The organism is Pseudomonas sp. ADAK2 TE3594 (assembly GCF_053628675.1).
In genome coordinates this window covers 4,632,931-4,655,048 of the sequence record NZ_JBRJGV010000001.1, presented here as the reverse complement: position 1 = coordinate 4,655,048, position 22,118 = coordinate 4,632,931, and the positions used below count along the sequence as shown (strand labels likewise).

General features: G+C 59.9%; 28 protein-coding genes. All 28 read left to right on the top strand.

Going from position 1 to position 22,118, the window contains the following annotated elements; genetic code table 11:
- The 28 genes from AB7M22_RS20735 to AB7M22_RS20600 all read left to right on the top strand — a co-directional run bounded on the left by AB7M22_RS20735 (position 1) and on the right by AB7M22_RS20600 (position 22,059).
- Entirely contained in the window at positions 1 to 1,167 is a 1,167-nt protein-coding gene (locus AB7M22_RS20735) for a phage tail protein (RefSeq protein WP_454187647.1), read from the top strand.
- Positions 1,167 to 1,673 (top strand): phage major tail tube protein, encoded by a 507-nt coding sequence (locus AB7M22_RS20730; RefSeq protein ID WP_347929098.1) that lies wholly within the window; start codon positions 1,167 to 1,169, stop codon positions 1,671 to 1,673. The genes AB7M22_RS20735 and AB7M22_RS20730 overlap by 1 nt, the downstream gene beginning before the upstream one ends.
- 178 nt (positions 1,674 to 1,851) lie before the next feature.
- Positions 1,852 to 2,433, top strand: coding sequence for a phage tail assembly protein (locus AB7M22_RS20725; protein ID WP_454187646.1), 582 nt, complete (start codon positions 1,852 to 1,854; stop codon positions 2,431 to 2,433).
- A 128-nt stretch (positions 2,434 to 2,561) separates the two neighbouring features.
- Positions 2,562 to 4,730 carry a phage tail tape measure protein gene (locus AB7M22_RS20720; protein WP_454187645.1) on the top strand — a complete coding sequence of 723 codons (2,169 nt, stop codon included), beginning with the start codon at positions 2,562 to 2,564 and terminating at the stop codon, positions 4,728 to 4,730.
- Positions 4,730 to 5,113, top strand: a complete 384-nt coding sequence (locus tag AB7M22_RS20715; protein ID WP_454187644.1) for a phage tail protein — start codon at positions 4,730 to 4,732, stop codon at positions 5,111 to 5,113. The genes AB7M22_RS20720 and AB7M22_RS20715 overlap by 1 nt, the downstream gene beginning before the upstream one ends.
- Positions 5,106 to 5,318 (top strand): tail protein X, encoded by a 213-nt coding sequence (locus AB7M22_RS20710; RefSeq protein WP_454187643.1) that lies wholly within the window; start codon positions 5,106 to 5,108, stop codon positions 5,316 to 5,318. Before AB7M22_RS20715 ends, AB7M22_RS20710 begins: the two co-directional genes overlap by 8 nt.
- Before the next feature lie 9 nt (positions 5,319 to 5,327).
- The gene (locus AB7M22_RS20705; RefSeq protein ID WP_454187642.1) at positions 5,328 to 6,344 is read left to right on the top strand and encodes a phage late control D family protein; all 1,017 of its coding nucleotides are present in this window, start codon (positions 5,328 to 5,330) and stop codon (positions 6,342 to 6,344) included.
- A 259-nt stretch (positions 6,345 to 6,603) separates the two neighbouring features.
- Complete coding sequence (locus AB7M22_RS20700) at positions 6,604 to 7,188, top strand: phage tail terminator protein (protein WP_008010176.1); 585 nt, start codon at positions 6,604 to 6,606, stop codon at positions 7,186 to 7,188.
- A complete protein-coding gene (locus tag AB7M22_RS20695) occupies positions 7,185 to 7,367 on the top strand; it encodes a DUF2635 domain-containing protein (protein ID WP_007907211.1) in 183 nt (60 codons plus the stop codon). The genes AB7M22_RS20700 and AB7M22_RS20695 overlap by 4 nt, the downstream gene beginning before the upstream one ends.
- Positions 7,367 to 8,863, top strand: a complete 1,497-nt coding sequence (locus tag AB7M22_RS20690; protein WP_454187641.1) for a phage tail sheath subtilisin-like domain-containing protein — start codon at positions 7,367 to 7,369, stop codon at positions 8,861 to 8,863. Before AB7M22_RS20695 ends, AB7M22_RS20690 begins: the two co-directional genes overlap by 1 nt.
- A gap of 67 nt (positions 8,864 to 8,930) precedes the next feature.
- Positions 8,931 to 9,278, top strand: a complete 348-nt coding sequence (locus AB7M22_RS20685) for a phage tail tube protein (protein WP_454187640.1) — start codon at positions 8,931 to 8,933, stop codon at positions 9,276 to 9,278.
- The gene (locus AB7M22_RS20680) at positions 9,275 to 9,571 is read left to right on the top strand and encodes a phage tail assembly protein (protein WP_007907223.1); all 297 of its coding nucleotides are present in this window, start codon (positions 9,275 to 9,277) and stop codon (positions 9,569 to 9,571) included. Before AB7M22_RS20685 ends, AB7M22_RS20680 begins: the two co-directional genes overlap by 4 nt.
- Positions 9,517 to 9,702, top strand: a complete 186-nt coding sequence (locus AB7M22_RS20675) for a hypothetical protein (protein ID WP_105340307.1) — start codon at positions 9,517 to 9,519, stop codon at positions 9,700 to 9,702. Before AB7M22_RS20680 ends, AB7M22_RS20675 begins: the two co-directional genes overlap by 55 nt.
- Positions 9,702 to 11,477: a phage tail protein gene (locus AB7M22_RS20670; protein WP_454187639.1), complete on the top strand. Its 1,776-nt coding sequence runs from the start codon at positions 9,702 to 9,704 to the stop codon at positions 11,475 to 11,477. Before AB7M22_RS20675 ends, AB7M22_RS20670 begins: the two co-directional genes overlap by 1 nt.
- A complete protein-coding gene (locus AB7M22_RS20665) occupies positions 11,464 to 12,702 on the top strand; it encodes a DNA circularization protein (protein ID WP_454187638.1) in 1,239 nt (412 codons plus the stop codon). The genes AB7M22_RS20670 and AB7M22_RS20665 overlap by 14 nt, the downstream gene beginning before the upstream one ends.
- A 3-nt stretch (positions 12,703 to 12,705) precedes the next feature.
- A complete protein-coding gene (locus AB7M22_RS20660; protein WP_454187637.1) occupies positions 12,706 to 13,749 on the top strand; it encodes a phage baseplate assembly protein in 1,044 nt (347 codons plus the stop codon).
- A gap of 135 nt (positions 13,750 to 13,884) precedes the next feature.
- Positions 13,885 to 14,394, top strand: coding sequence for a phage baseplate assembly protein V (locus AB7M22_RS20655; protein WP_123501200.1), 510 nt, complete (start codon positions 13,885 to 13,887; stop codon positions 14,392 to 14,394).
- Entirely contained in the window at positions 14,394 to 14,792 is a 399-nt protein-coding gene (locus tag AB7M22_RS20650; protein WP_038979177.1) for a phage GP46 family protein, read from the top strand. Before AB7M22_RS20655 ends, AB7M22_RS20650 begins: the two co-directional genes overlap by 1 nt.
- On the top strand, positions 14,782 to 15,822 hold the full coding sequence (locus AB7M22_RS20645; protein WP_454187636.1) for a baseplate J/gp47 family protein: 1,041 nt from the start codon (positions 14,782 to 14,784) through the stop codon (positions 15,820 to 15,822). Before AB7M22_RS20650 ends, AB7M22_RS20645 begins: the two co-directional genes overlap by 11 nt.
- Complete coding sequence (locus tag AB7M22_RS20640) at positions 15,813 to 16,412, top strand: YmfQ family protein (RefSeq protein WP_454187635.1); 600 nt, start codon at positions 15,813 to 15,815, stop codon at positions 16,410 to 16,412. The genes AB7M22_RS20645 and AB7M22_RS20640 overlap by 10 nt, the downstream gene beginning before the upstream one ends.
- 11 nt (positions 16,413 to 16,423) lie before the next feature.
- A complete protein-coding gene (locus AB7M22_RS20635) occupies positions 16,424 to 17,572 on the top strand; it encodes a phage tail protein (RefSeq protein WP_454187634.1) in 1,149 nt (382 codons plus the stop codon).
- Positions 17,569 to 18,078, top strand: coding sequence for a phage tail protein (locus AB7M22_RS20630; protein WP_454187633.1), 510 nt, complete (start codon positions 17,569 to 17,571; stop codon positions 18,076 to 18,078). Before AB7M22_RS20635 ends, AB7M22_RS20630 begins: the two co-directional genes overlap by 4 nt.
- An 8-nt stretch (positions 18,079 to 18,086) precedes the next feature.
- Positions 18,087 to 18,809 carry a phage tail protein gene (locus AB7M22_RS20625; RefSeq protein ID WP_454187632.1) on the top strand — a complete coding sequence of 241 codons (723 nt, stop codon included), beginning with the start codon at positions 18,087 to 18,089 and terminating at the stop codon, positions 18,807 to 18,809.
- 9 nt (positions 18,810 to 18,818) lie between these two features.
- Entirely contained in the window at positions 18,819 to 19,397 is a 579-nt protein-coding gene (locus AB7M22_RS20620; RefSeq protein WP_454187631.1) for a hypothetical protein, read from the top strand.
- Positions 19,398 to 19,547: 150 nt separating this feature from the next.
- Positions 19,548 to 20,708, top strand: coding sequence for a glycine-rich domain-containing protein (locus tag AB7M22_RS20615; RefSeq protein ID WP_454187630.1), 1,161 nt, complete (start codon positions 19,548 to 19,550; stop codon positions 20,706 to 20,708).
- The gene (locus AB7M22_RS20610) at positions 20,708 to 20,956 is read left to right on the top strand and encodes a hypothetical protein (protein WP_454187629.1); all 249 of its coding nucleotides are present in this window, start codon (positions 20,708 to 20,710) and stop codon (positions 20,954 to 20,956) included. Before AB7M22_RS20615 ends, AB7M22_RS20610 begins: the two co-directional genes overlap by 1 nt.
- A gap of 39 nt (positions 20,957 to 20,995) precedes the next feature.
- Complete coding sequence (locus tag AB7M22_RS20605) at positions 20,996 to 21,559, top strand: glycoside hydrolase family 19 protein (protein WP_454187628.1); 564 nt, start codon at positions 20,996 to 20,998, stop codon at positions 21,557 to 21,559.
- Positions 21,541 to 22,059, top strand: a complete 519-nt coding sequence (locus AB7M22_RS20600; RefSeq protein ID WP_454187627.1) for a lysis protein — start codon at positions 21,541 to 21,543, stop codon at positions 22,057 to 22,059. The genes AB7M22_RS20605 and AB7M22_RS20600 overlap by 19 nt, the downstream gene beginning before the upstream one ends.
- The last annotated feature ends 59 nt before the right edge of the window (positions 22,060 to 22,118 follow it).

Sequence of the window (22,118 nt, the reverse complement as noted above, 5' to 3'; positions counted from 1 at the left end):
ATGGCTGAGGTTTTGAACTTCGAGCACAACGGCATTACCGTCAATGCCACTGAATCTCCCGAGGCCATGGGTGGCCTGGGTGACAACGTCATCGGTCTGGTCGGTACCGCGCCGAAAGCGGATCTGCTGATTCCGCGCAATACGCCGTTCCGCATCAACAGCTTCACCACCCAGGCGCTGCTGGATCCGACCGGCACCGAGTCGGGCACGCTGTTCCATGCGGTGTTCCAGATCCTCAAAGTGGTCAAGGTGCCGGTCTACGTGGTCATCGTCGAAGAGGGCGCGACCCCGGCCGACACGCTGAATAATGTCATCGGCGGTGTTGAGCCTCTGACCGGTCGCAAACTGGGTCTGGCCGCGCTGGGCAGTGTCCCGGAAGACCTGACCATCATTGGCGCGCCGGGCTTCACCGGCACTAAGGCTGTGGCCAGCGAGTTTGCTTCGTTCGGCAAGCGCATCAAGGCCCGTGTGGTGCTGGATGGCAAGGACGCCTCAGTCGCCGATCAAGTGACTTACAGTCAGGAACTGGGCGGCGCTGACCTCGGTTTCGACCGCTGCCTGGTGGTGCACAACATGCCGGCCGTTTACTCCAAAGCCGCGAAGAAAAACGTGTTTCTTGCGCCTTCGAGCCTGGCCATTGCCGCGCTCGCCAAGGTCAAGCAATGGGAGAGCCCGGGCAACCAGGTGACCTACGCCGAAGACGTTTCGCGAGTCGTGGAATACAACATCCTCGACACTTCCACCGAAGGCGATCTGCTCAACCGTTACGGTATCAGCTACTACGCCCGGACCATCCTTGGCGGCTTCTCGCTGCTGGGTAACCGCTCCATCACTGGCAAGTTCATCAGCTACGTCGGCCTCGAAGATGCGATCAGTCGCAAGCTGGTGAAAGCCGGCCAGAAGGCCATGGCCAAGAACCTGACCAAGTCGTTCATGGATCAGGAGGTCAAGCGCATCAACGACTGGCTGCAAACCCTGGTCGCCGACGAAACCATCCCGGGCGGCAGCGTGTACCTGCACCCGGAATTGAACAGCGTCGAGAAGTACAAAAACGGCACCTGGTACGTGGTCATCGACTACGGCCGCTACGCGCCGAACGAACACATGATTTATCAACTCAACGCCCGCGATGAAATCATCGAGCAGTTCCTGGAGGACGTTCTCTAATGTTTACCAACCGCGTAAGACAGGCCATCGCGGCCACCCTGCAAGGCCTGCCGTTGTCGGCGACTGTGGAAGAATTCACCCCGCCGAAGATCGAATTCGAGATGGAAAACATGGTCGGCGGCCGCTTCATCGGCGAGGAAATGGCCAAAAGCGGCAAGGCGCTGACCTCCAAGCTGATTCTGCAAGGCGCTGGTCCAGAAATCATGCTCGCCCTGGGTGTGAAACTGGGCGACGACATTCTGCTGAACGTGCGTGAAGCCGGACAGGATCAGGATGGCAACACCTGGTTCACCTACCACACCGTCGGCGGCAAGCTGAAATCCCTTGAGGAAGCCGTTCTCAAAATGAACGAGAAGCCCAAGACCACCCTCGAGCTGTCCTGCCGTACCTACAACCGTCTGGAAAATGGCATCCCGGTGATCGACATTGATGTGCGCACTCAGAAGTTCGTGCTTAACGGCGTCGACATTCTCGGCGACGCCCGCCGGGCTGTGTTGCTGCCGTAACACCAAGGTCAGCAGGGCATACAACCTGTGGGAGCGAGCCAGCTCGCGATGAGGGAATCACATTCAACATCATTGTTGACTGTCCCGACGCTATCGCGAGCAGGCTCGCTCCCACAAGGATTGTGGCGAACTGTTCCCTGCACAGCACTCTTCCATGATTCACCAAGGAATTCATTTCATGTCCTGGACGCCTCCTGTTCACGTCTTGTTGTCGCCGATCACCGCTGACGATCAGTCGACGATCGAGCAGATTCAGCTCAAACCACTGTTCTACGCCACGCAGAAAGAAGCCTTGGCCCGCGCCGGTGATGATGAGGACGATCAGTTCTTCGAACTGGCCAGGCTGGCCACCGGGTTGTCGGTCAAGGAACTCGACCAGCTCAAACGCCCCGACTACGTGAGCATTGCGCAGTACGTGCATGAGATGTCGACTCGCCCTGCTGCGTACTTTCTTGAACAGCAAGCGCAGGGCGAACAATCGGTAGACCCCGATCAAGTGCAACTGCTGCAACCGCTCAGCGCAGCGGGCCGCAGCATGACTTCGCTGACCCTGGAAATGCCGGTACTGCGCGCCACCAAGGCGATGAAGAAACTGAAAACGGCCAAGGAACGTGCCGAGTTCATCACCGCCCATTGCACCGGGCTGATGCTTCCCGATCTGGACCTGCTGACCGTGCCCGACTGGACACAGCTTCAGGTACGCATTGACGATTTTTTAAACAAACCGGCGGACTTCTTTCGGAGCGCGACATCGAAGTAATCCTCGATGTAGTGCCGCTCATTTACTCGGTAAGTGAAGCGGAAATTCTGGAGTGGGACGCCGGCAAGGCATTGCGCCGTTACGACATCGCGATCACTCGCCTTGGCGTGAAACAGGAGTAGAGCGGGATGGCGGACGATAGATATTCGCTCAAATACGCAGCCTTCAACGATAGTGGGTTGGCGTTCGGTAATACCAGCCTGACCACGACAGTCACGAGCGTTGTGTCAGCACAAGGTACGGGCACGTCCGCCAGGGATCAGATGTCTGGCCTCGGTCTGGCGCTGGAAAACGTCGGGCTCAAGCTCAGTCTGCTGACGACGGCGATTGAGTCGTTGACCTTGAAACTGTCGTTATCCCGGACAACGGGAGCCGGTGCCAAGAGTGAGCCGGCCAGTGAGCAAAACAGTTCGGGCAAGTCGGGTAGCAGTATCGAACCGCCGGACCTGCTTAAACCCGCGATAGCGATGGACTCGGCCAGGGCCGATCTGAAGCAGGCAGCCCAATTGACCCCGCGCCAGAGCGAAGAGATGGCACTGTCAACCCAACACATCGCCAGCGCTCCGCTGGTGGCGGCCGGTGGGACCAAAGCGGTTGATCTGGTGAAAATTGAAAGTCTGGCTGCCAAGGCAGGGATCGCCAGCGATCTGCCCAATGCCTCGGACCGACAGTTTGAGCTGCTGCGCTTCGCCAGTGACGCTGGCGTCGCCGCGTCGGCGTTGAAAATGCCGGCCATGGATGTCGCCGAGATGATGCTCGGCTGGCGCACCTCCATGAAGCTCAACGGCGCTCAAGCCTTTGACCTGGCGGATGCAACCAACCATCTGGGCAAGATCCCCGGTGGTGCGAAAGCGGCTGACATCGGTGCCGTCTTGCAGCGTGACGGTGCTGCTGCTGCGGCAGCAGGCCTGTCCCCTGCGCAAGCCGCAGCGTTGACAGCGGCATTGCTCAATACCGGTACGCAAAAGGCTGATGCCGGCGTAGCGCTAAAAAGCATTACCACTGTCATGGGCAAGGGTGATCAGGCCTCGGCAACCGAGCAAGCGGCCTGGAAGCAGCTGGGCCTGGAGCCGAAAGCGGTGGCGAGCGGCTTGCGTGACAAGGACGCGGCGCCTGGCACGGTAATGTCGGTGCTTGCGGCGTTGAACGCGCAACCTGCCGAGAAACGCTCGACACTTGCCTCCACGCTATTTGGCAATGGTGATGAGGCGGCGCTGCGCATGGCGCAAAACCTTGCCGATGTGAATGGCGCCTTCTGGCAGGTAAAAGACAAAGCGCAGTACGCCACGTCGGAGTTGGGTGACAAGGGCTCGGTGAGGCAAGACGCACTCGCGCAGTCGAAAACCCGGCAAGGCCAGTGGAACGTCTTGAACGCACGCAATGATCGTCTGTCGGTGGCCACGGGTAATGCGTTGGCGCCGGCGACGGATAGCTCGCTCCACTCGCTTGGTTCGCTGGTTGATGGCTTGAGTGAATTGGCTGAAGCCTCCCCGAAAACCACCGCTGCAATTGTGCTTGTTGTAGCGGCGCTCAAACCGCTGGTGGGGGCGCTGTTCAAAGCCGTAGTGGATGAGATGACCAATCAGGTGGCCAAGCGAGTATTGGGGGGTGTGGCTCCTCGTCTCCCCGGCCGTTTGGGTGAGGTGATCTCTGAAGACTTCAGAAATACCAATCGTACGGCCAAGCCGGTTATCAAGCCCGCGAACCCTGTGAAAGCTGAGGCCGGGGTGAGTTCCAGCGGTTCCCTGCGAGGCATGAGTGCTTCATTGCGCTCGCTTACCCGTTTTATACCTGGAGCATTCGCGTTAAGTGCCGCCCCCGAGGTGGTTGAAGGCGCGATGAGCGGCGACGCCCGGATGGTAGGCGCTGGCCTGGGAGCCGCTGGCGGCGGTTGGGCGGGGGCTTCGGCAGGTGCTGCCATGGGCGCCACTGTGGGGACCTTTTTCGGTCCGGTCTTAGGCACTGCCATTGGCGGGGCGGTCGGCGCGGTCGTCGGCGGACTGGCAGGAAGCTGGATGGGTAGAGAATCGGGTTCCTGGCTGGGTGACAAACTCGCCGCGCCCGCCGACAAGCTCGCCGCTCCAGACCAGATCAGCAAAGACCTGACCAACGCCCAGACAAGCAATCAGCAGAATGCGATGACCGCGAACATCTACATCAATGGCCAGGATCAGGCCAGCGCCAGTCAGTTGGCGAACCTGGTTGTACAACAGATTACCGGCCAATTCGGATTGATGACCATGCCCAACTCACTCGCCATGCGAAGTGACGCGGCCCTGACCGACGGAGGTACGTGATGCGTCAGCAAATGGCGTTGGGCAGTTTCATTTTCGGCCTGTCCAGAAACTTCGCTTACCACAGCCTGGTGCGCACCTCGGATGGCGGCTGGAAGAGCATCGATATTCTCACCAGTAAACCCAAATCCAGTCAGATCGGCCAAGGCCTGCAAGGGCTGACGATAACGGGTAAGTCGATGTACGCGACGGCCATGGATCGGCTCGATGAGTTACGTGCATTGCAGGCGCTGCGCGTCCCTGTGCCGTTGGTTGACGGCATCGGCCGCAACTGGGGCCTGTGGCAGATCAACAAGGTGTCGGAAACCCAAAGTGACGTCATTGATGACGGCACCGCGATGGTGGTCGGCTGGGTGATCGAATTGACGGAGTTTGCCAATGCGTAGGGTTCGAAGTATTGCCGGTGATTCGGTGAATCTGTTGCTGTATCGCGAGCTTGAGCGTTGTGACGATGCCGCCGAGCAAGCGCTTTGGCATCTTAATCCGACGCTTGCCGAATGGGGGCCGGTATTGCCGGCGGGAGTGTGGGTTGCCCTGCCGGAAGTGGATTCAAAACCCGTTGCACCCACACCGGTTTCGGCCTGGGATTAAGGAGGCTGCATGTCACTGGGTTTCACGCCTGCGGTGGAAATTTACGGCGCGAACGCTGCGCTGCTCAACGAACGGTTGCTCAGTTGGACGCACATCGATGCGGCGGGGATCGAGTCCGATCAACTGACGCTCACGATCAGTCTGGATGGGCTTGAAGGATTACCGAGTCTCGGCGGAAAAATCGGTCTTCGGGTCGGTTATCTGGAGTCGGGGCTGGTGGATAAAGGCGAGTTCGTCATTACCCGGCGCACCCCGACCCTGTTTCCCCTGCGTCTGACGCTGGTGGCCACGGCGGCGCCATTCAGTGCGGCGGATCAGACCGGATTCAAGCAGCGCCGGTCGGTCAGTCATGGCCCGACGACCTTGGGTGCGCTGTTTCGCCAGTTGACGTCCAGGCACGGCTTTTCCCCTCGTGTGGCCCCGGACCTGTCGCTGATAAAAATCGAGCACATCGATCAGTCCAACGAAACCGACATGGGTTTTCTGACGCGACTGGCCTACCTGCATGACGCCGTCGCTAAACCGGTCAACGAGCTGTATGTGCTGGCTCGGCGAGGGCAGGCGAAGTCGTTATCGGGCAAAGTCCTGCCGACCATAAAGCTGTCGGTGACGACCAACAATCGCCCAGGCGATCAGGCCTTTATCTCCGCCGTCCTGGATGAAACCGCCCGGGCGAAATACCAGGGTTGCAAGACCAGTTGGTGGGATGCGGCGGCCGGCAAAGTGCGTGTCGAGGAGAGCGGCATCGCGCCGTTCAAGACCCTTCGCCAGCGTTACCAGAGCGCAGACGATGCCCGGGCCGCCGGCGAAGGTGAGGTGCGCCGGATGATGCGTGAAGCACTCAAGGTGACGATCGCATGCCCTGGCAACCCGGGATTGTCCGCTGAAGGGATCGTGCTGCTGGACCCCTCCTGGCCGGATTTCATGCGCGGTCGCTGGTCGATCGACAAGGTCACCGCCACCGGCGACCGGGAAAAAAGCTATCGCTGCACGATCGAGGCGACCTGCCTGGACGCCAAGGCGTAATGCAGATCCCTTGTGGGAGCGGGCTTGCTCGCGAAGACGGCAGCACATCCAACATCAATGTTGACTGACCCACCGCTTTCGCGAGCAAGCCAGTGTGTCCGCACAACCCTTGCATACAACCGAGATCCCCTGTGGGAGCGGGCTTGCTCGCGAAGACGGCAGCACATTCAACATCGATGTTGCCTGACCCACCGCCATCGCGAGCAGGCTCGCTCCCACAGGTTTCTGACTGCACCTTCCATACAACTGGAGCGCCCTCATGAAGATCACTCCGATCCTCACGCAGCTGCGTGAGCAATGCCCAACCCTGGCCAATCGCGTGGCCGCCGGCATCGACCTCGCCACGCTGCAAGCCAACACCCCGCTGCAAACACCCTGCGCCTATGTGGTGCCGATTGCCGATGTGGCAAGCAAGAGCCTCGCGCAAAACCTGATGCTGCAACCCATCCGCGACCGCTTCGAGGTGACCCTGGTGCTCGACACCACGGACGCCGCGGCAGCGCTGGATCAATTGCACAACTTGCGCGCCGAGCTGTGGCGCGCACTGGTGGGTTTCAAGCCCGGCAGCGACTACGAAGCCATCGAGTACGACGGCGGCGAACTGGTTTCGATCAACAGCAGCCGTGTGCTGTATCGCCTGCGCTTTTTTGCTGAATTCCAGCTCGGCCGCAATCTGCCGGGCCAACCGGCGGAGAGCTGGCACGAGCGTGAACTGGACGGCTTGTCGTCCTTTACCGGGGTCACCGTGCGGGTCGATGCGATCGATCCGGCGGACCCCAATCTGCAACGCCCAGGCCCCGACGGGCGCCTGGAACTGACTTTCTCTGGAGACGTAACCCCATGAGCAAACGCATCACCGTGCTGCCGGCCCCGGGCCGTGTCGTGCCGGACCCGGAAGCGGGCGATCTGTTGCCCCTCGAGGGCCGTGAAGTGCCGGACAACGCCTGGTGGCGTCGACGTCTGGCCGATGGCGATATCACTACCAAAGCCGTGAAAGCGGCGAAACCACAGGGAGCCAAATAATGGCGATCGGATTCAGCAACATCCCCGCGGACATTCGTGTTCCGCTGTTCTATGCCGAAATGGACAACTCGGCCGCCAATAGCGCGTCGTCGGCCATGCGCCGCCTGATCGTCGCTCAGGTCAACGACAACATCGCGCCGGCCGATGTCGGCAAACTGGTGTTGGTGTCCAGCGTGGCACTGGCCAAAAGCATTGGCGGCCAGGGCTCGATGCTCGCCTCGATGTATGAAACCTGGCGCAAGACCGACCCGATCGGCGAAATCTGGTGCCTGCCGCTGCACAACACTGCAGGCAGCATTGCCAAAGGCGTGCTGACCCTGACCGGTGCGGCGACCCAGAGCGGTGTGCTCAACCTTTACGTCGGCGGCGTTCGCGTTCAGGCGGCCATCGTCAATGGTGCCACTGCGGCGCAAGCGGCCACGGCCCTGGCACTGAAAATCAATGCATCCGCCGATCTGCCGGTCAGCGCTGCAGCCGTCGACGGTGTGGTCACTCTGAGCGCCAAATGGACTGGCGACAGCGGCAACGACATCAGCCTGCAATTCAATCGCCTGGGCAAGAGCAACGGCGAAGAAACCCCGGCAGGCCTGACCTCGGCCATCACTGCCATGACCGGCGGTGCCGGTGTGCCGGATCAAGTGGCCGCCGTGGCGGCGCTGGGCGATGAACCGTTCGAGTTCATCTGCATGCCGTGGTCGGATCTGTCGACCCTCAACACCTGGCAAGCCGTCATGGATGACAGCACCGGTCGTTGGTCCTGGGCCAAGCAATTGTTCGGTCACGTCTACAGCGCCAAGCGCGGCACCATCGGTACTCTGGTGGCGGCCGGTCAGGCGCATAACGATCAGCACATGACCATTCAGGCGCTGGAACCGGGCGTACCGCAACCGTTCTGGGTGCAGGCCGCCGCATTGGCTGCGCGTACTTCGGTATTCATCTCTGCCGACGCCAGCCGTCCGACTCAAAGCGGCAGCCTGCCCGGTCTCGACCCGGCACCGGCGAGCGAGCGTTTCACCCTGACCGAGCGTCAGTCGCTGCTCAACTACGGCATCGCTACCGCGTACTACGAAGGCGGCTACGTGCGCATCCAGCGTTCGATCACCACCTATCAGAAGAACGCCTACGGCCAGGCAGATAACTCCTATCTGGACAGCGAAACCATGCACCAGTCGGCGTTCATCGTGCGTCGTTTGCAAAGCGTGATCACCAGCAAATACGGTCGCCACAAACTGGCCTCCGACGGCACCCGTTTCGGCGCCGGCCAGCCGATCGTGACCCCGAGCACCATTCGCGGTGAGCTGATCGCCCAGTACGCCAAGCTCGAACTGGAAGGCCACGTGGAAAACGCCGAGCTGTTCGCCGAACACTTGATCGTCGAGCGCGATGTTCAGGACCCGAGCCGGGTCAACGTGCTGTTCCCGCCGGATTACATCAACGGCCTGCGCGTGTTCGCGTTGCTTAACCAGTTCCGTCTGCAGTACGACGACGCAGCCTGATCGCTGCCTTTGACTGTGTGATTTCAGCCCACCGCGCGTGGGCTTTTTATTTGAAGGGAGAAACACCATGGGTCAACTGATTGCGGGCACCTGCTACGTCAAAGTGGACGGCGCTCAACTGACCATCAACGGCGGCTGCGAAGCGCCATTGATGGCCGTTAAACGGGAAACCGTCGTACCGGGCTTCTATAAGGAAACCGACATCGCGCCGTCGTTCAAAGTGACGGCGCTGCACACCGCGGACTTCCCGCTCAAGCAACTGATCGCAGGCACTGACATGACCGTCACCTGCGAATTCAGCAACGGCAAAGTCTTTGTGCTGGCTGGCGCCTACCTGGTGGAAGAACCGGTATCCAAAGGCGATGACGCCACCATCGAACTGAAATTCGAAGGCATCAAGGGGACCTGGCAATGAGCAACGCCGTGAAGCTTCAAGTTGCGATCGAAGCCCACGGCGAGCCCTTGACCGAACTCAACCTGCGCCGTCCGACGGTGCAGGAAGTGCGGGCGATCAAGGCGCTGCCGTACAAGATCGACAAGAGCGAAGAGGTCAGCCTCGACATGGACGTCGCGGCCAAATACATCGCCGTGTGCGCCGGCATCCCGCCGTCGTCGGTCAACCAGTTGGACCTGGCTGACCTCAACGCGCTGAGTTGGGCCGTCGCGAGTTTTTTCATGAGTGCGGCGTCGGCGCCATCACCGACCTGATCGCAGTCGCCTATGACCTGGCCTGGTTCTGGAAGGTTGACCCCGAACAGATGATGGCCAGGCCACTGGATGTGCTCCGCGAATCGCTGGAGCACGCGCAACGGATCAATGCGATGCAGCAGGTGCAGTGATGGCGAACATACAACAAAGCATGAGCCTGACGAACATTCAGACCACGGTGAACATGTCCGTGGTCGTGATTAACGCCCAGAAGCTGGACACCCAGCTCAAGGGCATCAAGGCCAGGATCGGCGAATTCAAGAAAAGCATCGAGGACAGTCTTGGCACTCTCGATGCGGGCGCTTTCATCAATGGGGGCGGGCTGCTGGAACCCTTCATCAGCGGCATCAAAAAGGCAATCAAGGCAGAAGATGAACTTGAGGGAAAATCCAATAAAACCACGACGCTGAAAGCGCCTGAGGTCTCGCTCGGTAATACAGCGACCAACCTCAAGCAGTTCAACGATGCGGTAGAGGGTATTTCCTTGAAAATGGGGCAGGCGCTGCTGCCGGCCGTCAACAGTGTGGTCACCGGCCTGATGCCGTTGATCACTGCCGTTGGCGAATTTGTCGCCAATAACCCTTCACTGGTCGAAGGGTTGGCGGCGGCAGCCGTGGCCTTTACGGTGGTCACCGCAGGGGCCATGGGGCTCGTTGCCGTGATGGGGCTGCTGACTTCGCCGATTGGCATCGTCGCGGCAGTGATTGCCCTGACAGCGGGTTTGATTGTGGCTTACTGGAAGCCGATATCGGGATTCTTCAAAGGTATCTGGCAAGCGATGCAAGGGGCGGCGGAGTCGACGTTTGCAGCGTTCCAGAGCCTGTTCAACTGGAAGCCGCTCGAGGCGCTGAAGGAGGCGTGGGCACCGATCAGTGGCTTTTTCGGTTCGCTCTGGCAGGAAGTAAAAAACCTGTCCGCACCCATCGTCGATTTTTTCAAGACGCTGTTTTCCTGGCATCCGCTTGTCATGGTTGCCAGTAATTGGCAGCCACTGGTGGGGTTGTTTTCCGCGCTCTGGGATTTGCTCAGGGCATTGGCGGTGCCGGTGATCAGCTTTTTCAAGAAGCTCTTTGACTGGAGCGTGCTGGACAACGTCGCCCGTACCTGGCAACCGGTGGTTGCGTTCTTTTCGGCAACATGGGATGTGCTTCGTGCGCTGGCCGCGTTGGCGGTCGATTTTCTCAAAGGCCTGTTCGACTGGTCGCCGTCTGAGGTGTTTCGTGCAGCCTGGGACCCGGTGAGCAATTACTTCTCGGGGATGTGGCAAAACCTGCAAGTGCTGGCGCAACCGACAGTGGATTTTTTCAAAGGTCTGTTCGACTGGTCGCCGTCTGAAGTGTTTCGTGCAGCCTGGGACCCGGTGAGCAATTACTTCTCGGGGATGTGGCAGAACCTGCAAGTGCTGGCGCAACCGACAGTGGATTACTTCAAGGGGCTCTTTGATTGGTCACCCCTGGACATGTTCAAGGCAGGTTGGGAGCCAGTCACCGAGTGGTTCTCCACTTGGTGGGGCAAGCTGCAAGAACTGATCGCGCCGATCAAGGAAATGTTCAACGGTGGCTTTGGCGGTTTCATTGCCAGTGTTACCGGTCAGGTCGAAGGCCTGACCGCAGCGCAACGGAAAACCAATGCCGAAGGCAAGGGCGAGCTCTCACCTGCGTTCTTTGGTGCCAGCAATGACACGGCGCTGCTGCCGAACAACCTGGCCCAAGGCTCCAACGCCTTGGTGCAGCAAAGCGCCGCCAATAACCGCACGCAACTCGAAGGCGGCTTGACCGTGCGCTTCGAAAACGCACCGGCCGGGCTGCGCACCGATCAACCGCAAACCAATCAACCGGGGCTGTCGCTCAATTCGCGCATCGGCTATCGCTCGCTGTCTCTGGGAGGTTCCAATGAACTGGCGTGACCGTTTGTTGCCGGCGTCCTTTCGGGGTGTCGGTTTTTGGGTCGATCAGGCGAAAACTCCTGTCGGCCACAAGGGCCAGTTGCATGAGTATCCACAGCGTGACCAGCCGTTTTTCGAGGGCCTTGGCCAGCAGGCGAAGATCCACGACCTGACGGCATTCATTGTCGGCGCCGATTGCCTGGAGCAGCGCGACAAGTTGCTCAAGGCGTTGGAGCAGGGCAGTGGTGAACTGGTCCACCCGTGGTTGGGGCGGATGCAAGTCAAGGTTGGTGAATGCGACATGACCCACACCCGCCAGGACGGCGGGCTGGTGACCTTTGCCCTGAAGTTCTACCCCGATCAACCCCTGCAATTTCCGACGGCCACGGTCAGCACGCAAAAGGTGCTGCTGTCATCGGCGGACACGCTGCTGGGCTCGGCGGTGGCGCGTTTCGAACAGGCCATGACCCTGATCAAGGCCGCGCGGATCGGTATCGCCAATCTGCGCAACAGCCTGACCGGGGTCTATGAAGTGATCCAGGAACAGCTCAAACCGTTGATCGAGGAGTACCGGCAGATCAGCGAGCTGGTCAAGGCGGTCAAGGAATTGCCCAAGGAAGTGGCGGCGGAATTCAAGGGCTTGCTCGGCGACATCCAGGAACTCAAGGACTTCGCTCGCGAAGGTTATCGTGGCGTGATTGCCAACGTTTCCCAGCAGATCGAAGCCATCCGCAAGACTGATGCACCGAAGCTCACCACCGGCAAGGACACTACGGCCGCGGCGCAAGCCATGGCCGATCTGGTGCAAGACACGCTGCTGGTGAAGGTGGCGCAATGGGTCGCCTCGATGCCCGTGGCGTCGACGCCGGTGAAACTGACGTCACAGCCGTCGCTGGATCATCAGACGCTGCAGCCGGTTACCCGTCAGGAAGTGCCGGTCACCGACGATTTGCAGTTGTTGCAAAAGGAGTTGAACGAAGCGATCCAACTGGCACTGAACAAGGCCAGTCCCGCGCACTATCAGGCCATCAATGACCTGAAGCAGAACTTGAATGCGCACCTCAAGGCGGTGGCGTCGTCCGGCGTGCGGCTGGTCAGTAAATCCTTTCAGGAGAGTTTGCCTGCTGTCGTCGTGGCCTATCGGCAATTTGCCGATGCCACGCGGGTCACGGAAGTGACTCAACGCAACGGTGTTGCCCATCCGTTGTTCCTGCCGCCGAACGATGTGAAAGTTTCCGGGAAGTGAACCATGAACGACATGGATAACCGGGTCACCCTGACCGTCGGCGGCCTGGAATACGGTGGCTGGAAAAGCGTGGAAATCACTGCGGATCTGGAGCGTCAGTTCCGCACCTTTAAACTCAACATCACCTGGCAATGGCCGGGGCAGACCGTGGACAAGCGGATCCAGCCCGGTGACGCCTGTGAAGTGCGCATCGGCCAGGATCTGGTGCTGACCGGGTATGTGTTCAAGGCCCCGATCAGTTATGACGGGCGGCAGATCAGCCTCAACATCGAAGGCAGTTCCTGCACCCAGGACCTGGTGGATTGCGCCGCGACCAACCGCCCGAACCAATGGCATGAGCAATCGCTGTTGAGCATCGTCGAAGCGCTGGCGATCACCTACAAGGTGTTTGTGGTCAGCGAAATTCCCGAGACCGCCCGGCTCAGCAGTCACACCATCGTGCCGGGGGAAACGGTGTTTCAATCCATCGACCGCTTGCTGACCTTGTTCCGGGTATTTTCTACCGATGATGCCCAGGGGCGGCTGGTGCTGGCCAGGCCTGGCAGTGGTGGCCGGGCCAGCGATGCGCTGGAGTTGGGCAAAAATATTCTGTCGGCCAACGCGCCGATGGATTACAGCCAGGTGTTCTCCGAATACCGGGTGATCGGTCAGCACAAGGGCACCGACAAGAAGAGCGGGGCAGCAGTCAGCGAGGTTGAATCGGTGTCCGCCGACCTGGGCTACAAGCGTCGGCGGGTCACGGTGATCAACGAAGGCATGCAAATCACTCCCGAACTCGCGTTGCAACGGGCCAACTGGGAAGCCGCCACCCGCGTGGGCAAGGCGTTGACCACCACTTACCAGGTTCAAGGCTGGCGACAGTCGAACGGCGACTTGTGGCGCCACAACATGCTGGTCAGGGTCAAGGATCCGGTACTCGGGTTCGATGACGACATGCTGATCTCGAAGGTGACCTACTCGCTGTCGGCGCAGGGCTCGGTCACCACCCTGCAAGTCGCACCGCCGCATACCTTCGACGCCAATCCCGAGCCTCCCAAAAAGGCCTGATCCCGGCACCCGACCCTGTGGGAGCGGGCTTGCCCGCGATGGCGGCGGCACATCCAACATCAAGGTGACTGATCCGCCGCTTTCGCAGGCAAGCCAGCTCCCACAAGAGCGGCGGTCGCCTTCAAGGAAAATCCAATGAGCCTACTGACACGCCTGTTGGCGCGCGGCACTGTCGTGCTCGCCAACTCGGCCACCAAGCTTCAATCGCTGCAAATGCGCCTCACCGCCGGCGAAGTGAACGACGACATGGAGCACTTCGAACCCTACGGTTTCACCAGCAATCCGCTGGCCGGTGCCGAAGGCATCGCCACCTTTCTGGGCGGTGATCGCTCCCATGCCATCGTGCTGGTGGTCGCCGACCGTCGCTATCGCCTGCAGTCCCTGGCCGCTGGCGAAGTGGCGATCTACACCGACGAAGGCGACAAAATTCACTTCAAGCGTGGCCGGATCATCGACATCGAAACCGCCACCCTGAACATCCGCGCCAGCAGCGCGGTGAACATCGACACGCCCGCTATCAACCAGACCGGCAAGATCGTCTCCCAGGGCGACCAGATTGCCGGCGGCATCAGCCAGATCAAACACGTGCATGTCGGCGTTCAAGCGGGCAACGGCCAGACCGGCGTACCGGCAGGAGGGCAGTGATGTTCATCAGCCAAAACCTCCACGCCGCACTGACCCGTTCAGTGCTGATCAGCCTGTTCACCTGGCGCCGCGCCGCCGATGACGATGCCCTCGACGACGAAGAGCGTTTCGGCTGGTGGGGCGACACGTTTCCTACCGTTGCCGACGACCGCATCGGTTCGCGGCTGTGGCTGTTGCGCCGGGTCAAACTGACCCGACAGACCCAGATGGACGCCGAGTTCTATGCCCGCGAAGCCCTGCAATGGCTGATCGATGACGGCCATTGCAGCGCCATCGACATCATCAGCGAACGCCTCGACGCCCAGCGCCTGAACCTGCGCACGGTCCTGACCCTGGCCGACGGCGAACGCCTGGACATCAACCCCGATAACAGTTGGCAGGTGATCTATGCCGTTTGAAACCCCTTCGCTGCCGGTGCTGATCAAGCGCACCCAAAGCGATCTGGCCAGCGATTCGCTGCGCCAGTCCGATGCGCAAGTGCTGGCCCGCACCCTCGGTGGCGCCGCCTACGGCCTGTATGGCTATCTGGACTGGATCGCCGAGCAGATCCTCCCGGACAAGGCCGATGAATCGACCCTGGAACGGATCGCCGCACTGCGTCTGAATCAGCCACGCAAAGCCGCACAAGCAGCCAGCGGCAGCGTCAGCTTTACCGCCAGCGCCGGTGCCGTGCTGGACGTCGACACCCTGCTGCAGTCGAGCGACGGTCGCACCTACAAAGTGACCGCCGCGCGCACCACCAGCAATGGCCTCAACAGCACCACCATCGCCGCGCTCGAGGCCGGCAGCCTGGGCAACGCCGAGGCTGGCATGACGCTGATTCCGGTGCAGCCGATTCTGGGCATTATCGGCAACAGCTTCACGGTTCTGGCGCCGGGGTTGACCGGCGGAATCGCTCGGGAAAGTCTGGAGTCCCTGCGGTCCCGGGTGATTCGTTCTTACCGGATCATTCCTCACGGCGGTTCGGCACAAGACTACGAAACCTGGGCGCTCGAATGTCCGGGGGTGACCCGTGCCTGGTGTCGCGGCAGCTATCCCGGCCCCGGCATTGTCAGTCTGTACATCATGCGTGACGACGATACGCAACCCGTCCCCAATCCCGATCGACTGGCTGAAGTCCAGGCCTACATCGAACCTCTGCGGCCAGTCACCGCCGAATTGCGTGTGCTGCCACCGGTACAAGTGCCGGTGACCTACCGACTGAGCCTGAAGCCCGACACCACGGCCGTGCGCGCTGCCGTTGAGGCGCAACTGCGTGATCTGCATAACCGCGAAGGCGGCCTGGGCGACACCCTGCTGGTGAGTCACATCCGTGAAGCCATCAGCAGCGCGACCGGCGAAAGTGATCACGATCTCAAGTCACCTACCGCCGACGTCGGAGCCGAGAGCAACCAGTTGCTGACCTTCGGAGGTTGCGTATGGCAGTGATCAGAACCGCCGCGCAATACCACGCCCAACTGCGCAGCCTGCTGCCCAGCGGCCCGGCGTGGGACCCCGAGCGGGTCCCGGAACTCGAAGAAGTCCTTGAAGGCGTCGCCCAGGAACTGGCCCTCCTCGACGCTCGCGCCGCTGACCTGCTCAACGAAATGGACCCGGCTGGCGTCAGTGAACTGGTGCCGGACTGGGAGCGGGTGATGAACCTGCCCGACCCGTGCCTGGGCGCGACGCCACTGTTCGACGACCGCCGCCTTGCCGTACGCCGGCGACTGCTCGCTGTTGGCAGCCAAGCCATCAGCTACTACGTCGAGATCGCCAAGAGCCAGGGTTATCCGAACGCCACCATCACCGAGCTTGAAGTCCCGCGCATGGGACGGGCCCGGTTTGGCCAGGCGCACTTCGGAACATGGCAGGCGCATTTCATGTGGACGCTCAACACCGGTGGCCGCCTGCTGCTGGGCCGACGTTTCGGCGCCAGCTACTGGGGCGAACGCTTCGGCATGAACCCGGGCTCGGCCCTGGAATGCCAGATCCATCGCAGCGCACCGGCGCATACCAAGGTGCACATCAATTATGACTAGGGGGTAGAGAGATGGATTATCCGAACAGTGTGCCCAGCGCCGGGTTGGTGAATGGGAAGTTTGTGGATGAGAACCCGCTGACCGGGACGCCGGGGTCGTTGATTCCGGCGGACTGGGGGAATGGGGTAACGCAGGAAATTGTGAACGTCATCAAGGCCGGGGATCTGACTCCGGACGAGACGAAGTACGATCAGTTGCTGCAAGCAATTCAGAGCGTGTCCGCCAAGGGCTGGAATCTGGATTCGGCATTGCCGATCGGCTCGTTGCCGCCGGCCACGGTGGCTACAGCGGATGGGCGTTTGGCGGTAACCCCGGCGGCAGTTTCGACCAGCGGCGGCCGGGTGTCGATTCCGGCGGGGGTATTGGTCAGCATTGGGCAGGAAGTCGTCGCGGGGCAGTTGGGGAGGGCGCGGACGTTTACCACCCAAGCGTGGAGCAGTGATTTGTTGGCGACCTCCAGCTACTTCCTGCGGGCGCAGGTGATCGGTGGTGCGCTGACGTTCTACGCGCAACGAGGAACAATCTATGACGTCGCGCCCGAAGGTCTGAAGGGCACTGTCAATGGCGGAGCGGGGGGCGGTTTTCAATCCACGCCGCTGGACATCTGCATTGCCTGGATAATGACGGGAGCACCGGGGTCCGTTCCAGTCGTCAGGCCGATCTACAACCGTAACCGATTGGCGTGGACGCAAACCGTCAACGGCAGCGGTGTGGTTTACCTGCCTCTGGATCCTCATGCCCGGGCGACACGTCTGGTGGTGGGGAACCCGACGCCTTCGGCGACCGAGATCACTGGGGTGTCGTTTGCGCCAACGGGTTGGGTTGGCGGCAATTACTGCTTTCTCTCTCCGGTGCTGACCACAAGCTCCAATCACGATGGTGGTTGGACGAACCCGATGCCGTGCGTGATCTTTACCAATAACTTTGTCAACGACGCCACGGTCACGACCCTGACCGCCAGTTTCGACCATTTGCAATTGCGCTCGTTGTGGCAGTCCTACCAGGCCGAACACATGCTCGGTTCGACCAGCGCCGTCAGCGATGAATTGCTGTTCAGTATGGGGATCAAAAACCACCCCGTGTCTGATTACGCCACTGGGATCGCGGTCAACTTCTCGGCGGCAGTCAATGTCAGTCTTTCCTGGGAGTTGATTCGATGAACGTTATTCAAGAGCTTCATCAGTTCGAGGACGGACTACGTCCCGCACAGCCTTCCGCCGCCCATGACTGGGACGGTGAACAATGGGTGCTGGACGCCGCGAAAGTCGCCCTGCTGGAACAACAGGAAACCGAACGCCTGTGCGCCAAAGTCGATGCTGCCGCAGACAGCGCGCGCACTGCTCTGGCCGGTGATCCTCTCAAAGCCATGGAGTACGCCCAGGCCGCCGTCGACGCCCAAGCCTTTCAGGATGCGGGTTACCCGAAAAAAGACGTGCCGCTGGCCGTCTCCGCATGGGTTATCAAAGGCCGGACAGCTAAACAGGCTGCCGACGAGATTCTCGTAAAAACGGCTCAGTTCAATAAAAGTTTACTGACGCTCCGTACTCTCCGATTGAAGGCCAAAGAGAAAATCAAGGCTCATGTCGTCAAGGGCAAGATGGACTTGGCGAAAGAAGTCATGGAAGAGGCCATTGTGGCTATTCGAACGTTAGTTAGCGACCTGTAGGGGGGAGTATGGATTACCCAAAAAGCGTGCCTAGTGTCGGGTTGGTTAATGGTCGGTTTGCGGATGAGAACCCGGAAGTCGGCACGCCGGGATCAGTGATCCCGGCCAGTTGGGGGAATACGGTTACGCAGGAAATTTTGAACGTAGTCAAGGCTGCGGGATTAACGCCTGACGAGACGAAAGAGGATCAGTTGGTTTCGGCTGTTGGTGTACTTGTTGATTTCACTAAAATGAAAAACAAGCCGACTACGTTGAATGGTTATGGAATAACCGACGCGCTTGAGGCCAGTCAGGCAACGATATTGGCTCCGCAGGGCATGGTCGCCTATTTCGCAATGCCTGGACCTCCTGGTGGTTGGTTGAAGGCAAATGGCGCGCTGGTCAGTCGAGTCGCCTACGCCTCCTTATTTGCGGCTATTGGTACAACTCATGGGGCGGGGGATGGAACAAGTACCTTCAAACTTCCGGATTTACGTGGTGAGTTTCTACGCTGCTGGGACGATGGTCGTGCGGTGGACAGTGGGCGGCTATTTGGGAGCGCTCAGAGTTATGCCATTCAAAGCCATGCGCACACTGTTGTGGGCTACCAGGCAAACGACTTCAATGCGGGAGGTGGGATTACGTCGACGGATGATTTTTATAGCGGGCCCTATACCTTTTCGACATCCAGTGTGGGAGGTGCGGAAACCCGTCCACGTAATATAGCGCTGCTCGCTTGTATTAAGTATTAAGGAGGATTTGTGAGGATTATTTATAACTGCGATCCGGTCACGGGGAAGTTTTTATTCTCAAGTCAGGCGGACCCCTCTCCTATGGAAGAGGGTGTCTGGCTAATTCCTGCAGATGCCTATCTTGACCCTCCGCCTCCTGTCAGAGCAGGCGAATGCGCTATTCGAGAGAGTGGGCAATGGAAAATTGTTCCTGAGCATCACTGCATTGCGTATAGAACTGAAGACGGAGAAGCTGTCGAACTGGATCTGCTGGGCGACTTGCCTTTGGAGTTTACCCTTGAACCTCGACCGACAGAGTTTCATGCCTGGAATGGTAAGGAATGGGCAAAAAACGATGCTTTCGAGTTGGCTGAGCTTTGCAAGGCTGAGAGGGCATGGCGCAACACTGAAATTGGACGTGTTCAGTGGTTGCTTGAGCGCCATCGCGATGAGAGTGGGATGGGGAGGGTGCACACGTTGGACTCGAATGCATTTATTGAGCTGCTTGCTTACGTACAGGCTCTGCGGGATTGGCCTCAGTTGGAATTGTTTCCGGCTTCACAGCATCGTCCGGTGGTTCCTGCCTGGCTTGTGCCGCAAATCCACTGAAGCGTTCATTAGGGATCAAAGGATGCGCATCTCGGATATTCAGCTAAAAGAAATCATGCCCAACGCCCGCTCCCAAGCGGGCGTTTTCGTTTCCGCTCTCGCGTGTGACGGCAGTTTGTCTGCCTTGCCCAATAACAGGAAGAAGAGAAATTGGATTATCCAAAAAGTGTTCCCAGCGTAGGGCTGGTGAATGGAAAGTTTGTCAATGAAGACGTCGTTGCAGGGTTGCCGGGATCCTTGATTCCCGCCACTTGGGGCAATGACGTTACTGATGAGTTATTGAATGTCGTCAAATCCGCCGGCCTTGAGCCGAGTGAAACGGACGCGACGCAATTGCTGCAAGCAGTCAAAAAACTCAGTCAGGCAGGCGAGGACAAACATGCCCCGGATGTGGGCTCTGCCAACCTCTACATGGCCAACTACGTGCCGGCCATCACCATGCTGAAAGACGGTTTGGTCCTGCGCTTCACTGCTGGCAATGCCAATACCGGCGCTAGCACGTTTGCGCCGAATGGCTTGTTGCCCAAGCCGCTTGTCAATCTGGCTTCAAGTGCATTGCGGCCTGCTGAAATTGTCGGCGGTAGTCTGTGTTCGGTGGTGTATTGCGCAGCGCTGGACAGTTGGCTGCTGGTCTATGCAAGTGGCGGCAATGCCACGGGCGGCAGGTTGTTGAGTGTGCGCACGTTCACCTCGTCCGGCGTTTATGTGCCGACGGTCGGGATGAAGAATGTGCTGGTCAAGGTGATGGGTGGCGGCGGGGGGAGTGCGGGGATCGGGACAACGACGACCAATCAGGCTTCCCTTACGGGTGGTGGTGCCTCCGGCAGTTACGCCGAAGCGTTGCTTTCCTCTGCAACGATAGGCGCCAGTCAGGTCATAACCGTAGGGGCTGGCGGAGCGGCGGGGCCTGTTGCGGCGAATGCCGGATCGGGCGGCACCAGTTCTTTCGGTTCATTGGTTTCTGCTCCCGGAGGTGGTGGTTCGCCTTGGATCGGCAGTATCACATTCCCCGCAGTCGGCTTGTTCGTGGGCGGTTTCCCAAGCACGCCATCCACGGGCGCAAACATCCTCAACAGTGCGGGAGCAGCCGGTAGTCCCGGGATATCCGTCAACGGATCAACCCTTGCCGGTCATGGTGGTAATTCACCACTGGGTTGCGGCGGTTTCGGCAGCAGTGTTGCGATGGCACTTGCGGCACCGGGAACCGGCTACGGTTCTGGTGCGGGTGGAATTGCTAACGCTCCCAATCAGCCGGGAAGACCCGGCGGCGCCGGCGCGCCGGGTGTCGTGATCATTTACGAGTACGCCTGATGAGAACTTACGCACGCATCGTTAAGAACACCGTGGTCGAACTCTTTTCGACCGAAGGCAATATGGCCGAGATGTTTCATCCGGATCTTCTGTGGGTCGACATCACCGATGTAACACCGGCTCCGCAACTCGAGTGGACGGCGAACTTCGGTACTCTCGGATGGCTATATTCGCCGCACGAAGTGGCGGGGCCGAACAACACCCTCAAAGCCCTGGCAAAGAAATGGCTGACAGGTCGAGGCCGCTAACCATGACTCGACCGGAAAATGCAGGCAGGATTGAACGCTATGTCAGTCACTGAAAACAGTCTTGTAAGAATAATGCCCAACGCCCGCTCCCAAGCGGGCGTTTTCATTTTCGCCCTGAACACCGCCATGTCTCACCGCAACATCAACACCCCAAAACGCATCGCCGCCTTCCTCGCGCAAGTCGGTCACGAGTCGGGGCAGTTGCAGTACGTACGTGAACTGGGCAGCACTCAATACCTGAGCAAATACGACACCGGCACCCTGGCCGCCCGCTTGGGCAACACTCCAGAACCCGACGGCGACGGTCAAAAGTACCGTGGCCGTGGCCTGATCCAGATCACCGGTCGCAACAACTACCGTCAATGCAGTCTCGGCTTGTTCGGCGATGAACGTCTGCTGTCTCTGCCTGAACTGCTGGAACAACCCCAATGGGCCGCTGAATCAGCGGCATGGTTCTGGGAGCAGAACGGCTTGAATGAATTGGCCGACCGCGACCAGTTCAACAGCATCACTCGTCGTATCAACGGCGGACTGAACGGCTTGCAGGATCGACTGGAAATCTGGGCGCGGGCGAGGGCGGTGCTATGCCAGCCGTCGGTCTGATCGGTTGGCGACTGATCGGTCTGCTGGTGCTGGCCGGTTGTTCGGCGGCGCTGGCCTGGCAGTTTCAGGATTGGCGCTATGGCCGGCAACTGGCGGAGCAGGCCAGGCTGCACGCCGAGACCCTTAATCAACTGACTCAGACGGCCGCCACGCAGCAACAGGCCGAGCAGAACAAGCGTCTGGCCCTGGAGCAGCGGCTTTCGGCCAGTGAGCAAACCCATTATCGAGCACTTAGCGATGCCGAACGTGATCAAGGTCGCCTGCGCGATCGTCTTGCCACTGCTGATGTGCGCCTGTCAGTCCTCCTCGATACCAATGACGCTGCCTCAACCTGTGCAGTGCCAGCCGCCTCCAGCGCCGGCGGCGTGGATCATGGCGCCCCGCGAGCCCGACTTGACGCGGCGCATGCTCAACGAATTATCGCCATCACCGACGCAGGCGATAGCGGACTGATTGCCCTGCAGGCGTGTCAGGCCTATGTCAGAGCCCTCGCTCGCTAACATTTTGATCGATCCTGAACCTTGCAAGCGTGATCGGCTCGTGTACGGTAGGCCTCATT